At 62.3% G+C, this 15,204-nt stretch carries 12 protein-coding genes; 8 read left to right on the top strand and 4 right to left on the bottom strand.

The genetic code is table 11. The features are described 5' to 3' along the window. Nucleotides 1-348: 348 nt before the first annotated feature. From V7116_RS08845 to V7116_RS08810, 8 genes are all read left to right on the top strand, one after another. Nucleotides 349-1,905, top strand: a complete 1,557-nt coding sequence (locus V7116_RS08845) for a DUF1593 domain-containing protein (RefSeq protein ID WP_324391543.1) — start codon at nt 349-351, stop codon at nt 1,903-1,905. A 125-nt stretch (nt 1,906-2,030) separates the two neighbouring features. Beyond that, nucleotides 2,031-3,614, top strand: a complete 1,584-nt coding sequence (locus V7116_RS08840) for a DUF1593 domain-containing protein (protein ID WP_324391542.1) — start codon at nt 2,031-2,033, stop codon at nt 3,612-3,614. Nucleotides 3,615-3,946: 332 nt separating this feature from the next. Continuing rightward, nucleotides 3,947-4,897 (top strand): hypothetical protein, encoded by a 951-nt coding sequence (locus V7116_RS08835; RefSeq protein ID WP_324391541.1) that lies wholly within the window; start codon nt 3,947-3,949, stop codon nt 4,895-4,897. A gap of 289 nt (nt 4,898-5,186) precedes the next feature. Then, nucleotides 5,187-5,795 (top strand): SH3 domain-containing protein, encoded by a 609-nt coding sequence (locus V7116_RS08830; RefSeq protein WP_324391540.1) that lies wholly within the window; start codon nt 5,187-5,189, stop codon nt 5,793-5,795. A gap of 302 nt (nt 5,796-6,097) precedes the next feature. Then, a complete protein-coding gene (locus V7116_RS08825) occupies nt 6,098-7,054 on the top strand; it encodes an ABC transporter ATP-binding protein (protein ID WP_324391539.1) in 957 nt (318 codons plus the stop codon). A 4-nt stretch (nt 7,055-7,058) separates the two neighbouring features. After that, nucleotides 7,059-8,192, top strand: a complete 1,134-nt coding sequence (locus V7116_RS08820) for an ABC transporter permease (protein WP_324391538.1) — start codon at nt 7,059-7,061, stop codon at nt 8,190-8,192. Between the two features lie 18 nt (nt 8,193-8,210). After that, a complete protein-coding gene (locus V7116_RS08815) occupies nt 8,211-8,420 on the top strand; it encodes a hypothetical protein (protein WP_324391537.1) in 210 nt (69 codons plus the stop codon). Beyond that, nucleotides 8,417-9,763 carry an ABC transporter permease gene (locus tag V7116_RS08810; RefSeq protein WP_324391536.1) on the top strand — a complete coding sequence of 449 codons (1,347 nt, stop codon included), beginning with the start codon at nt 8,417-8,419 and terminating at the stop codon, nt 9,761-9,763. The genes V7116_RS08815 and V7116_RS08810 overlap by 4 nt, the downstream gene beginning before the upstream one ends. A 253-nt stretch (nt 9,764-10,016) precedes the next feature. On the opposite strand, the gene V7116_RS08805 is transcribed toward V7116_RS08810, so the two are convergent. From V7116_RS08805 to V7116_RS08790, 4 genes are all read right to left on the bottom strand, one after another. Continuing rightward, nucleotides 10,017-12,578: a hypothetical protein gene (locus tag V7116_RS08805; protein ID WP_324391535.1), complete on the bottom strand. Its 2,562-nt coding sequence runs from the start codon at nt 12,576-12,578 to the stop codon at nt 10,017-10,019. A gap of 139 nt (nt 12,579-12,717) precedes the next feature. After that, nucleotides 12,718-13,530, bottom strand: coding sequence for a hypothetical protein (locus V7116_RS08800; RefSeq protein ID WP_324391534.1), 813 nt, complete (start codon nt 13,528-13,530; stop codon nt 12,718-12,720). A 271-nt stretch (nt 13,531-13,801) separates the two neighbouring features. Next, the gene (locus tag V7116_RS08795; RefSeq protein WP_324391533.1) at nt 13,802-14,584 is read right to left on the bottom strand and encodes a hypothetical protein; all 783 of its coding nucleotides are present in this window, start codon (nt 14,582-14,584) and stop codon (nt 13,802-13,804) included. A gap of 57 nt (nt 14,585-14,641) precedes the next feature. Continuing rightward, nucleotides 14,642-15,145, bottom strand: a complete 504-nt coding sequence (locus tag V7116_RS08790) for a hypothetical protein (RefSeq protein ID WP_324391532.1) — start codon at nt 15,143-15,145, stop codon at nt 14,642-14,644. Between the last annotated feature and the right edge of the window lie 59 nt (nt 15,146-15,204).

Here is a 15,204-nt window from a genome sequence, read left to right as displayed (position 1 = left end):
TCAAACCCCAAACAGCGCCGCAAGACACGCTCGCAGCGCGCTCCCGAAGGGTCAGGATTCACGGTCGCGCGCCGTGCCCAAGGCCCCGCCTCAACCTTAAAACATAGTCGAAATTCTTGACATTAGAGCGTTTTGAGAGTATATTGTAAGTATTGAATTTATATTCTTGATTGAATATTTATTCAATAATTTAAGTGAGTAACAATCTACCGAAAGAGTATTTCGGCGGAGTATAGATGCACGTCATAAGCGGGCGGAAAGGAAGGAGGCATTCAACGTGTCCCGTCGTGCAAAAGGTGCATCCGCCGTTTGGTAAACAATTAGAATAAACAGGAGATTGCGCTACTAATGAAACGTTTCCTCAAGCTGTCAGGCTCCCTCGGCAGCAAAACCGTCATCGCCCTCTTGATCGTTGCCCTCACACTCACTTCTGGAATCGTCTCTTCCCGTCAGGCCCAGGCGCAGGACGATGAAACCGCCAAACCGCGCGTCATCATGACCAGCGACGGCGAGGCCGACGATATCAACTCGTTCATCCGTTTCTTGCTCTACTCCAACGAGTTCGACATTGAAGGATTGGTTTACAGCAGCTCCCAGTGGCACTATGCCGGTGATGGCCTGGGCACGTTGTTCACGTCCGAGATAGAAAGCACCGCCGAACGCTACGGCGAGCGCACCGACCTGCGCTGGGCCGGAACCGAGTGGATCGACTTCTACCTCTACATGTACGCCGACATCTACGACAACCTGATCCAGCACAAGCCGGACTACCCGTCGCCGGAATACCTGCAGAGCCTCGTGAAAGTCGGCAACATCAACTTTGAAGGCGACATGGCGGCACCGAGTGAAGGCTCTGATTGGATCAAAGACATCCTGCTCGATGACGATCCGGGGCCGGTCTACGTCATGATCTGGGGTGGGACCAACACCTTCGCGCGCGCGCTGAAGTCCATCGAAGAAGAATATGCAGGCACGGATGAATGGGATGCCATCTACCAGAAGGTGTCCGAGAAGGCCGTGATCTTCACCATCCTCGACCAGGACGCCACCTATCAGAACTACATCGCGCCCAACTGGCCCGACGTCAAGGTCTACTACGATTCCGCGCAGTTCTGGAGCTTCGCGTATGCCTGGCCTCGCGCCGTGCCTGCCGAGCTGCAAACGTACCTGAACGGGGATTGGTTTGCCGAGCACGTCAAGCTCAATCACGGCGACCTGCTGGCGCACTACTTCACCTGGGGCGATGGTCTGCGTCTCGCTGGCGACACCGAATACACGCGCTGGAACCCGCAGGTGGCGGCAGACAGCGAGCGTATGCGGTATGACTTCGTTTCCGAAGGCGACTCGCCGTCCTTCATGCACCTGCTGGATGTCGGCCTGCGCAATATCGATGACCCGTCCTTCGGGGGCTGGGGTGGCCGCCTGATCCAGTCTGAAGAAAACCCGAATCGTTGGGAAGACGGGGAAGCCGTAGTCGACTTTAATCCCTACACGGGCGAAGCGGACACCTCGTATCCGCTGGTACGCTGGATCGACGCGATCCAGAACGACTTCGCCGCCCGCACGGATTGGGCCGTCATGAGCTACGACGAAGCCAACCACGAGCCAGCCGTGACCATCGACGGCGAGCTTGATCTCACTGCCGCCCCCGGTGGCACCGTGTCCCTGAGCGGCTTGGCCTCCGATCCCGATGGCGACGACGTGAGCCTCACGTGGTGGCAGTACCAGGAAGCCGGGTCCTACGCCGGTGCGGTCGAGCTTTCCGCTACCGACGGCGCGACGACCTCCTTTGTGGTTCCTGAAGACGCCCAGGCGGGCGACACCATTCACATCATCCTGGCTGGCACCGACAGCGGCGAACCGCCTCTGACCCGCTACCAGCGCGTGATCGTGACCGTTGGCTAACTATCACTTACCTCCATCACGATGAACGATTTTATAGAAACGTGTTAAGGAGAAAACCGATGTTCAAGAAACACCTCAACCTCAGACCGGTAACTTTCTTCGGCACAAGGATCGTTTCGGCGGTCTTGCTGCTGTCGATGCTGCTTTCCTTTGGGGTGGCAGTGCAGGGGAACGCCGAAGCACAAGAGAATCAGGACTGCGGCAAGCCGCGTACTGTCGTCTTGCACGACCCGGAACTGGATGACCTCAACACCCTGAGCCGGTACTTGCTTTATAGCAACGATTTCGACACTCAAGGACTGGTCTACCAGAGCAGCGGCGTGCACTGGAAGGGTGACGGCCAGGGTACCGTCTTCACCGGCGAATCCGAACATAGCCGTTTCGGCATCACGGACCCGCTCACGAGCTGGCGGTGGAATGCAGACGAAAGCTTCATTGAGGACACGGTCGAAGTCTACGCCGAGGTCTACGCCAAGCTGTCGGTCCACGCAGAGGGCTACCCTGATCCTGAAGACCTTCGGTCCAAGATCTACGTTGGCAATGTGGCGTTCCCTGGCGACATCTCAGAGGACAGCGCCGGATCGGACCTTATCAAGAGCCTGCTGCTCGACGACAACTCCTGCCCGGTGTGGTTGTTGACGGGCGCTGGCCAGTCGACGATTGGGCGGGCGCTGCTTTCGATTGCGGAAGAATATCAGGGCACAGATGAGTGGTCGGCAATCTATGAAAAGGTTTCCGATAAAGCCATCATCTCGTCGTTTGGTGATCAGGACGGCGTTTATGCCGACTACATCGGGTCCAACTGGCCGGATATCGAATTCCGGCAGATGTCGACGCAAATCTGGGGATACGGAGCGCGCAGCGCCGTGCTGCCCGGAGACGAGCAGTATCTCTCCGCGGCCTGGATACGTGAGAACGTCTCCGAAGTCGGCCCGTTCGGCGCAATCTACCGCGTTTGGGGCGACGGCAAGCAGATGGTGGCTGGCGACATCTCCGATCACTTCGGCTTCTCCGGGCTGAATACGGAGCAGCTCCGTGCGCTCGGTTACGTCGTCTGGACAGCTCCTCAGGAACAGGGCTCTTGGATTTCCGAGGGCGATACGTCGATGTGGATGGATCTCCTCGACAACGGCCTGCGTGGTGACGAAGATCCCACCTGGGGCGGTTGGGGTGGTCGCGTTGGTGAAGACATCAACCCCGACACCAACGCCGTGGATGCGAACTACGATTCCGCGCGTTGGTTCGGAACCGCTCAGCGGGACTTCGCGGCACGGCTTCAGTGGTCGGTAACGCCGGAATATGCGGACGCCAACCACAATCCCGTGGTCGAAGTGCTCAGCCCTGAGAGCACGACCGTTCATCCGGGTGAAGTCGTGACGCTAACCGCCAGGGCTACCGATCCCGATGGCGATCATCTCGTCGGTCATTGGTGGCAGTACGAAGAAGCGGGTACCTATCCGGGTGCGGTGCTGGCCGCTGAGGAGCAGGCGAGCTGGTTCGGCCAGGCCTTCGCTTACCCCGCCCAGGTTGTTCCAGGCGATCCGGCGATTGCTGACGTGATCGAGGACGAGATCGAAGTCACGACACAGTTCACCGTTCCCACCGACGTAGTTGACGGCCAGACTCTGCACTTCATCATTGAAGTCACAGACAACGGCAGCCCGAACCTGACGTCGTACCAGCGCGTCGTGCTGACCATCGAACGGTAGGGGTAGCGACCCTGGCGTAATCGTACCGCCAGACACGCAGCGCGGCCTGAGCGTGTCACCACTCAGGCCGCACCAAGTCCCACAGCACGTTTTTCCGGCAGCCACCGCGCAAACGTGCCGTGTAAACTGAAAAGAATAGACCAGATCGAGAGGCGGGGCCAATATCAGGCTCCGCCTTTGTTTCCCTCAGCCGCCCCCTCACAGGCCGGACGCCGCCGCGCAGCGCACGATCCCGCTTTTGTGGTACAGTAAACGTCCGTGCGCCCGTCGATCCCCTTCTCACTCCTGGCGCACGACGCATATCACGCTCAACCCACAGGACACCTGCTCACATGGATCAAACAACCGAAATCGTCAACCGCGTGCTGCCGATCCTGCTGCTGATCGGCCTGGGCGCCTGGATTCGCTGGCGGCAGTTTTTGCCGGAACACACCATCGACGATCTGCGCAAGATGGTGACCAATTTCGCCCTGCCCGCCGTGCTGTTCCTCTCGTTTCTGAACACCGATCTGCAAACCAAGTACATCGCCATCTTCATCACCATGATCGTCCTGCTGGCCGTGATGCTGGCCTCCTCGCGCGCCGCGCAGCGCCGCTGGTCGATCCCGCACCTCTACTTTCCGTTCCTGATGACCGGCTTTGAGTACGGCATGGTCGGCATCGCGCTGTACGGCAGCGCCTACGGCCTCGATCGCCTCGGTCCGCTGGCCGTCATGGACCTCGGCCACGAGTTATTTATCTGGTTCGTGTTCCTGGCCTTCATGCTCAGCATCCGCGATGGCGCGCAGCGGCCCGCCCAGCTTGCGCGCACGTTTTTCAGCTCGCCCGTCGTGATCGGCATCCTGGCCGGGATCGCGCTCAATCTGCTCGGCGCACAGTCGTTCCTCTACGATCGCCCGGTGATCGGCGCGGGCATGCGTATGCTGGAATACCTGAGCGACCTGCTGATCCCGCTGATTCTGATCATCGTCGGCTACGGCATCAAGCTCGATCGGGCGGGCCTGCGCGACGCCGCGACCGTGATCGCCGTGCGTCTCGCCATCCTGATCCCGCTGGCGCTGATCCTGAGCCGCCTGCTGATCCGCGATCTACTCGACCTCGGTGCGCCGTTCGAGGCCGCGCTGTTTACCATGCTGATCCTGCCGCCGCCGTTCATCATCCCGCTCTACATGCGCACCGACCTCCCCGACGAGCGGCGCTACGTCAACAACGTCCTGACGCTGTACACGCTCGCCTCGGTCGTGGTCTTTTCGATCTATGCCGTCGTCGGGCCGCAGTTCTAGCAGGCACGTTCAGCCAACCCAGCCGCGTAGGGGCCGCGCTTGCTCCTCCCGCTTCGAGAAAATCCGAGTCGGGCAGCCCTACCCCTACCGAATCACCCATGCACGCTTGTCTCCCCTCTCCAACTTGATTGGAGAGGGGCCGGGGGTGAGGTCGCGGTTATGCCTCGCCCTGCCCGCTGCCGCCCACCCACCTATCGACTTTGACCAAACGACTTCGTCCACGACCATTCCAACGCTATAATGAAATCGTGTGCAACTCCCCTACGAACTACTTTTTTGGAGGCGTTCGATGATGCTTTGGCTCCGCCGTTCACCGTGGATGTGGCTGGCAGTCGCGGTCGCGGCCTTTTTGTTGGGTTTGGCGGTGCAGCCGGATCGCGCCACCCTGGCCGACAATCACCGTGACGGGTTTCAGAACCGCGTGCTGGAAGTCACCGCCAGCGGGGCCGGGCTGAACGTGCGCGCCCAGCCCGGGCAGTCCGCCGCGGTCATTGATACGCTCTACTGGGGCGATCGCATTTTATGGACCGGGCGGTCCTCCGACGCCGAAGGGTTCCGCTGGCTGAAGGTTGGCCTCGGCAGCGGGCAAACCGGCTGGGTCGTGGACAATGACGGCTGGCTGATCGAGATGGACCCGATCTACACCACGCCCGGCATGGGGTTGAATGCCGTCGTGCAGATCACGCAAATGGGTGACGAATCGCACTGCCGCGCCGTGCCCTCCGCCGAATCCGTCGAAGCGCAGACCATGCAGGCGGGCGATCAGGCCCTGGTGATCGGCGGACCCTATCAGGCCGAATACTGGGTCTGGTGGCAGTACGAGCTGGCGAACGGGTACCAGTGCTGGATCGTGGACATTCCCGGCTGGTTCAACGTCAGCACGGCAGGCACGTTTTAGACGCGATCGAGCCGTTTTTCTCCTGGCTGCCGCGTGCACCAGGGCTTGAAATCGCACGGTAGATAACACGTTCCGGGCCGGTTTTGGCGCGTCAAAATTACGGCGTGCAGCGGGACAGATCAGGCGTCAGCCTGCTAGAGTCTAAGGTAGGGTCGGACATCGCCAAACGGGGGGCGATTTTACGGCGTTTTTGCAACCTCGGCTCGCGCGGCTGCGTATAATGATGTGGTGTACGCGCTATTCTTTCCACGCCTATCCCCGGTTTCTCAGTCGATACAAGGCGTTACTTGAAGGAGCAAGACATGGCTGCCCCTGGTTCGAACTATGCGGTCTCCGTGCGCTCGGTGACGAAGCGTTACGGAAATTTCACCGCGGTAGATGACCTCACCTTTGACGTGCACAGTGGCGAGATCTTCGCGGTGCTTGGACCAAATGGCGCAGGTAAGACGACGACGATCCGTATGATCCTCGACATCCTTAAGCCCGACACCGGCAGAATTGAAGTTCTGGGCGGCCCGATCTCGGACCGGACCAAAGAACGTATCGGCTATCTGCCCGAAGAGCGTGGACTCTACCGCAACGTGCCGGTCATCGACATCCTGACCTACCTTGGCCAGCTCAAGGGCATGTCGCGCAGCGATGCGCAGACGCGCGCCACAAGCATGCTCGAACAGGTCGATCTGGGCGAGAACATCAAGAGCAAGGTCAGCGAGTTGAGTAAAGGTATGCAGCAGAAGGTCCAGATCATCGCCACCGTGCTGCATCACCCGGATCTGATCATCATCGACGAACCGTTTTCGGGCCTGGACCCCGTCAACACGCAGGTGATCAAGGACCTGCTCTACAGCCTGAACAGCGACGGTGTGACGATCATGATGTCCACCCACCAGATGCAGCAGATCGAAGAAATGGCGGACCGCCTGCTGATGGTCGATCACGGTCACCGCGTGCTGTACGGCAGCGTGCAGGAAGTACGCGATCGTTTCGCGGAGAACGCCGTCATCGTCGAAGGCGAAGGCAACTGGAACGCGCTGCCCGGCGTCGCGTCGGTGGAAAACGCCGAAAATGGGCGCGAAGTCCTGCTGCACCTGGCGAGCGGCATCACGCCCGACGCCATCATGCAGGAAATGGCCACCAGCCAGAACTATCGCGTGCGCCGCTTCGAGCTGGCCGTGCCCAGCCTGAACGAGATCTTCATCCAGGTGGCGGGCGGGAACCACAACCACACACAGCCCAGCGAACTGCCGGTACGGAGCTAATCTCATGGCCTGGAATAAAGTGAAGCTCGTGCTCCAGCGCGAGTACTTCTTCAACTTCAAACGGCCCAGCTTTCTGTTCACGGCGTTTGGCGTTCCGGCGATCACGTTCGTCGCCATGTTCCTGATCATTCAGGTCACGGCCAACCGCGAAACCAACACCGACGCCTTCCAGAAGGTGGGCTATATCGACCGTGCGGGCATCATCACCGAAACCGTGCCGGGCTACGATACCTTCGCCCCGGTCACCGATGTGGACGTGTCCGCCCCCGCCGACGGCGCGAGTCCTGACGACCTCGCGGCCTATTACGACAAGCTGCAAGAGCGTGCCGCAGGACAGTTGGACAGCGGCGTGCTCGATGCCTACTTCGTCGTGCCCGACAACTATGTCATGACCGGGCTGGTAGATCTCTACGCGGCGCAGAATATCCCTTCGGCGCTGCAAAGCGACGTGGAAGACTTCATGCGCACCCAGATTGCGGCCCGCGCACCGGGCGATCTGCCCGTCTCTAGCGACCGTCTCGCCGCGCCTGTGGACGTGATCCTGCGCGACGCGGATACCGGCGACGAGCTGGGCGAGTTTGCCATAGTCGGGCGCATCTTGCTGCCGTTCCTGTTCGCGTTCCTGTACTTCATGGCGACCAACACCACCGCGCAGTTCCTCATGAACGGCGTCGTGGAAGAAAAAGAAAATCGCCTGATGGAGATCCTGGCGACCAGTCTGCGGCCCATCGAGCTGCTCTGGGGCAAGCTGCTGGGCCTGGGCGCGCTCGCCCTGACCCAGATCGTGCTGTGGGCCGTCGCGGGCATCGCGATCGCCAGCCAGTTCGAAGAAGCGCGCGATTTCATCAGCGGCGGCGCGGTCGATATCCCGATGCTGCTGCTGTTCCTGGTGGTGTTCGTGCTCAACTTCGCGCTGTTTTCGGCCATCATGCTGGGCATCGGCGCGGCGGTCACCGCCGAGGCGGAAAGCCGCCAGCTTGCCAGCGTCGTGACCCTGGTCAACGTCCTGCCGATCGCGCTGCTATCCGTGTACTTCACCAATCCTGACGGCGCGATGCCGGTGTTCTTCATGTTCTTCCCGCTGACGGCGGGCATCGGCCTGATCATGCGCATCGGCCTGACTGATATCCCCATGTAGCAGATCGGCATCAGCCTCGTGATCCAGGTGGTCACGACCATCGTGGTCGTGTGGCTGGCGGCGAAGGTCTTCCGGCTGGGCATGTTGATGTATGGCAAGCGCCTTACCCCGCGCACATTGTGGGAGGCTCTGCGCGCAGGCAGCGTCACGCTGACCACCGCGACGCAGGAAATGGATGCGCTCCCCGCGCGGAAGCAAAAGCAGAAAAGGAGCCTGTTCGGGCGATGACTCACTGGTTTGATGTCTTTCTATACGAGGTGCGGCAGCAGGTTCGCCGTAAGTCGTATCTCTTCGTCACGTTTGGGTTTCCGCTGCTGGCGGCAGTGGCCTTCATGGGTTACCAGGCGTACCAGGAAACCCGCGACTCTGGCGACGAAACCGACCAGCCGTCTTCGTCCATCACCGAGGAGATCAACGGGACCAGTCAGGTGATCGGCCTCGTGGACCTGACGCCGGATCATCTGTTCCCGCCGCCGCAAAGCTACGACGTCACGGCGGACACCTGCGACGCGTCGAACGTGGCCGCGCTGTCTCCGGCCATCGTCAAGCAGCTCACGTCGCCGGGCTGCATGCGCAGCCTCATCCACGGCTATCCGACCGTCGAAGCGGGCAAGGATGCGCTCGAAGCGAACGAAATCGACGTGCTGTACGTCATCGAGCCGGACTATACCGAAACGGGTCAGGTCTCTGAATACATGACCGGCTTCAGCATGGACACGGCCAACACCGACCAGTACGTCGAGAATTTCGTGCTCGCCACGCTGCTCCAGCGCGCCGACGCGGATACGTACCAGACGCTGTTCTTCCGGCTGCGCGCTCCGGCCACCGTGCAGGAGCACCGCGTTGACTCGGCAGCAACGACCAAAGCCGAAAACGAAAATCAGAGTTTCGTGCTGGTCTACGCCTTCGGCATCATCCTGGCGATGTCGATCTTCTGGGGCGGCGGGTACGTGATGCAGAGCGTCGTGCAGGAGAAGGAATCGCGCATCATCGAGATCATGCTCTCCTCGGTGCGCCCCCTGCCCCTGCTGGTCGGCAAGGTGCTGGCAATGGGCACGCTCTCGCTGATCCAGGTGGGAACGCTCGCGGGGACCTTCATGCTGATCGGTGGCCGTGCGGGCAGCGTCTTCGAGAGCCTGGGCGACCTCAGCGTGACGCCCTCGGCGCTGGCCCTGCTGATCGTCTACTTCGTGCTCGGCTACCTGCTGTTCGGCTCCGCGATGGCGGCCATCGGCGCGATGAGCACCACCGCACGCGAAAGTCAGAATTATGTGACGTTCGTGACGTTCCCGGCGATGATCCCGTTCTTCGCCATGTCGATCATCGTGGAAGAGCCGAACGGCACGCTGGCGAAGGTGCTCTCGATGATCCCCTTCACCGCGCCGATGTCGATGGGCATGCGCGTCGCCGTGATCGATGTGCCGGTAGGTGAACTCCTGTCGAGCATGGTACTGCTGATCGTCTCGGTGATCTTCATGTTCTGGGCGGCCTCGCGCATCTTCCGCGTGAACGTGCTGCTGATGGGCACCATGCCCAAGCTGCGCGACATCCCCAAGCTGATTCGCGGCTAATCCGCGCACACCGAACGGGGCGGGCCTGCATAGACCCGCCCCGTTTTTTGTTGCCCCAATCCGCTCGTAGGGGCGTATTGCGATACGCCCTACCTAATCCGACCCGTCCTTGTCGCCCACGGACGGAGCAAGCCCCGCCCCTACGGATCGCCCCATTCACCTGCTTGTCTCCCCTCTCCAACCCAGATTGGAGAGGGGCCGGGGGTGAGGTCTGCCTTTCGCTTTGTTCTTGCCCTTGACTAACCACTAAAAACTATCGACTTATAACTCCCACTTCAACCATCCCCAACCGTTCCCCCGTCTCCGGCACGAACCACCCGGCATTGATCGCGGCGGTCCCCTCCGGCACGTCACGCAGATCGATCGTCACGTCCGACTGCCAACGCGTGCCCGCCGCCCACGAGTCCGTCGGCAGCACGGGAAACCCGGTGAACTGCGCCAGCGGCTCACCCGTTTGCGGATCGGCAACGTGCACGAACAGCGCGTAATTCTCGTCGAGCGGCTTCGACGCCGCCCAATACAGCCGCAGGCGAAGCGCATCCGCCGTCTGATCCAGCGTATATGCCCGCAGCGTCAATCCGCCGCCCACCGCCGCGTCGAGCGTGACCGGGGGCGAGTAGTCCGGTTCCCAGGTCGGCGCGCCAAACGCCGCGCTGATGCACACCGGTGGTTCCAGCGGCGCGCACGACGGCGCAAGCGCCGTCTCGTTCAGGCACGCGAGATCGAACGCATAGGTCGTGCAGCCGTCCAACGCACGCAGCCGCAGCGTATGGAAGCCCGCGTCCAGCCACAGCGGGACGCGCACCGCCCCGGCTTCGACCGTCACCGCGTCGATCAGGTCGCCGCCCAGCCACACGCCGATCGGCCCCGCCGCGCCGTAGGACGCCGCCGGGAACACCAGATCGCCCGCCTGCGCCTGCCCCGCCACCAGCGACAGATCGCCGTCCGCCGCCAGCCAGCGCCCGTCGAAGCCATCCACCGGAACGGCAGCGCTCCACCCATCCGTGCCTTCCGTCACGGCCAGCGTGAAGCCCTCCGGCGGATCGGGCACGCGCGGCACGACGAACACCGCGATTCCGTCATCCTCATACGCCGCCCCGCCGAAGATCGAGCGCAGCCGGTCCAGCGTGGCGGCGGGATCGCTCAAAAACGGCTTTTGCACCACGCCCGCCGATGACAGCACATACGCGACATCCTGGCGGCGCAGCGTCGTCAGCGGATCGGCCTCGTCGCCCAGCGCCGCCGCGTCGATCAGGCGCAGCACCGCCGGGTCCTGCGGCGTCCGGCGCGAAATGTGCCCGGCGATGATCGGCTTGCCGTGCGCCGTCTGTTCGTAGAGCGCCGCCTTCTGCACCAGCGGATTATCCAGCGGCACGTCGGCCACCGCGCGCACGTCGTCTTCCGCCGCCAGTCGATCGAAATAGACAGGCATCCGCGCGTCCACGGTCAGGAACGGCCAGAACAACTGGTATTCGAGCACGATCGCCGCACCCACCGCGCCCACCAGCGCGATCCGTAGCGGGAGCCGCCGCATCCGGCCCAGCAGCACGCCTGCGCCCAGGCTCACCAGCGCGCTCAGCGCCAGCCCCGTCACGAGGTTGAACCGCCCCGGCGTGCGCGTCGCGTCGATCACGGGCAGATCCTGCACGAACGCCCACGGCAGCGTGATCGCCGTCTCGAAGTTCTCGAAGTGCAGCGTTACCGGCTGGTCGCGCCACTTCAGCAGCGGCCCCAGCGAGAGCGCCATCGCCACCAATCCGAGCGCCAGCCAGGGCCGCGCGGCTTTGCGCGTCGCCAGCGCCACCGCCGCCAGCGCCACCGCCGCGATGCCCAGGTAGGCCGAGCCTTCGGCGGAGTTCGTGCCGAGCACGTCGCGCGTATAGGCGGGCACGGCGTCCTCAAAGAGCCCGAACGGCGACGGACTGACGAACGCCAGCAGATCCGCGCTGTAGGCCACGCGTCCCGGCTCGCTGAGTCCCTCGACCTCCGCCCGCCCGGCCTCGGTCAGCAGCGGCCCGAAAAACGGCAGAAGCAGCACGCCGCCCAGCACGATCATCGCCGCCGCCCGCGCCCAGGGCTGATCGCGCAGCGGTGCGCCGCGCACGACGATACGATCCCGCGCGAACAGCAAAAAGTACAGACCGAACACGGCGACCAGCGGCATCAGGCCGTAAATGATCTGCGACACCATACCCAGCGCCGCCAGCGCGAAGCAGACCGCCCCGCCGATCACCGTGCGCCAGCCCGCACTGTCGCACAAAATGCGCCACAGGCACAGCGCCGTCAGCGCCAGCGGCCACAGCGTCAGAATCTCGACGTGACCCGCGCTGGCGTGGCCCTGCATCGCCGGAAACGCCAGAAACACCAGCCCGCCCAGCAGCGCCGCCAGCGGTTGCCCGCTGAGATCCAGCCCCAGCCGGTACGCCGCGAACCCGTTCAGCGCCAGCGTGATCAGCACCACGAGGTTGTACGCAGCCAGCGGCGCGACCACGAACGCCAGCAGCGCAGTCGGCCCGAAGCGCAGCGGGTAGGCCCACATCAGCGTGCTGGTGAAGCCGTTCGGATAGGCCAGCAGCGTTTGCCGGAACGGATTTTCGCCGTGCAGCACGGCCTCTTTGATCCACCAGCCGTGCCGGATGATCTCGTCGGCGTCGGCGTACCCCGCGCCCGCCGCGTGCGTGCCGATCTGCGTGACCAGCGGCCACGTGATCAACGCCGCCAGCGCGGCATAGATCGCCAGCGGCAGCACCCACGCGATCAAGATCCGGCGCGTGCGGTCGTTCGGATGCAGCTCAGGGGAAGGAATCGTCGTCATACGCGGAAGTGTACCACAGGACCGCCCGCGCGTTGAGAAGCAGTCGGCGGCGCGATCCCACCGCCCCGCACACGATAAGCGCCCCGGTCGAGCGATCGGGACGCTGAAATCTGCCGCAGTACGGTAATACGGGGCAGAGCTACTCGGCGTAGTGATACAGGTCGCCCGCGCCCTTGGCCCAAATGATGATGTACGACTTGCCGTCGGGATACGTCGTGATCAGACTGAACTCACCCGTCGTCAGGCGGTAAAGCTGCACCGTCTGCCCGTTGCTCAGCACGCCCTCGCCCAGCAGCACGTTTTCGCCCGTGGGCACGCCCGCGTTCACGATCTGGCCATAGCTGACCGCCAGCACCGGCACACCAGTGCCTGCCGCCGGATCGTAGATCTCGTAGCCGCCGCGCTTCTCAAACACGGCCACCGGCGCGGCGCAGTCCTGGCCGGGATCGGCGTTGATGCGGCCATCCTGCACCGCCGCGCAGGTCGGACCCCAGGCAGCAGCGTTAGACACCACCGCGCCGTCGCATTCATACGTGACCGAAATAGTTGCTGTCGTGTCCTGCGCCGCAGCGAGCAGGCCCACCATGAGCTGACCGACCCCAGGCAGCGGTATCGGAATCAATGCCCCAGTACTTGGTCCTGCGACAATAAAATGCCCTGACAGACCGAAGGCTGAGATCGTTTCGTGCAGCAGGATCTGGCTGTCCGCCACATATTGAGCAGCAAACAGTGCCTCTGCATCGGCGGTCAGTTCGTAATGAACAACGGTCCCGGCGGGGAGATCCAGAGTAAGCGTTTCTGTGTGGCTGCCGCCAAAAGGAACCACACCGGTCCAGTGCAGCAGTTCGCACGATCCGCTCGCCGCCAAAGCACGCGGCGCTCCGGGCGCGAACACGCCCAACATCAGCACTACGATCGAGACAGCCAGCAGTAACTTGAAACGACTGGGCATTGTTCTTCTCCTGAAAAAATGACATGCGGAGCGCCATAAATGGTGGAAAGATGGACGGCACCCTTAAGAGGACATATTTCCATCTTAAGCTGGTTTTTCAAGTAAAACATTCTGTAATTTCCAATTTTTTATGAATATTCTCTTTGCAATAAGAAGCCTAAACCCGATTGAAGCCTACTAACACATCCTTGCAGACCGGGTTAGCGCAAAAAAACGCGCCCCGGTGATGAGCCGGGGCGCTGTGGAGGGAGTACCTTAAAACCGGTGGCTGCTAGCTCGCGTCGTGATGCACGCCGCCAGCCGTGTTCCACACGACGATGTACGACTTGCCGTCGGGATACGTCGTGATCAGACTGAACTCGCCCGTCGTCAGGCGGTAAAGCTGCACCGTCCGCCCATCGCCCAACACACTCTCGCCCAGCAGCACGTTTTCACCGGTGGGCACGCCCGCGTTGGCGATCTGCCGCGCCGTCACAACCAACACCGGGCCGCTCGACGACGCCGGATCGTAAATCTCATAGCCGCCGCGCTTGGGGAACACCGCGACCGGCGCCGCGCAGTCCTGGGCCGGATCGGCGTTGACGCGCCCGTCCAACACCGCCGGACAGGCCGGACCCCACGCGGAAGCGCTGACCACGGCGTCAGGCTCGCCGCACTCATAAGTCACTGAGATCGTAAACGTGCTGTCGGCAGACGGCAGCAGCCCGGCCATCATTTGATAGGTACCGGTCGCGGAAATAACGATCGTGCCCAACATACTGGTATCCGCTAACCGCTGTTCTATCGTTCCGCTCAGGCCCGTCATACTGGCGCTCTGAAAAACGAGGAGCGAGGCAACGGAAGCGCTCACCTCGTAATGGACAATGGTTCCTTCCTGCAAAACCACCGTGGCGTATTCAATGGGGGGCGTACTGGGGGATGCCGTGCCACTCTGGCTAATAATCGGGCATAGGGAAACTGCCGCGTGTGCGCGCGGCGCCCCGAAGGCAAAACCGCCGCTCAATACGAGCATCAGAATCAAGGGCAGCAGCAGGAACTTCGCAACCTTCGACATTCTCAATCTCCTGAGAAGATAAATCGGATGCAGAAAAAAACCGGGACGGCAAGGCCGTTATCCGGCGGCGTGATACAGGTCCGCCGCGCCCGTCGCCCACACGATGACGTACGGTTTGCCATCGGGGTACGTCGTGATCAGGCTGAATTCCCCGGTCGTCAGGTAATACAACTGCACGGACTGCCCGCTGCTCAACACGCCCTCGGCCAGCAGCACGTTCCCATCCGTCGATGCGCCTGCACTGGCGATCTGGCCCGCACTGATCGACAACACCGGCGCGCCCCCGGCCCCCGGCTCGTAAATGTCGAAGCCGCCATTCACCGCAAACACGGCAATAGGCGCAGCGCAGTCCAACGTCGCGTCGGCATTGATCCGCCCGTCCAGCACCGCCGGGCAGATCGATCCACCCGCAGACACTGCGGCGGCACTTTCCACGCCACATTCATAGCTGACGGAGAGCGTCAACTCATACGTGGGAGCCGTAGCGCCCAACGCCCCTGCCGCCAGTTGGTATTCCCCGTCAGCAGAGATGGTCGTGACGCCCGACAGTTGCGTTCCCAAATGTACAGTCTGAAACGCTATGGTCATCGCAGCGTCTTGCAGCGCGAATATCAGCAAAG

Origin of the sequence: Aggregatilinea sp. (assembly GCF_036822615.1) — a bacterium.
Lineage (GTDB): Bacteria > Chloroflexota > Anaerolineae > Aggregatilineales > Aggregatilineaceae > Aggregatilinea.
Note: the sequence above shows the minus strand (reverse complement) of the source record. Positions and strands in the feature narration are given on the sequence as shown.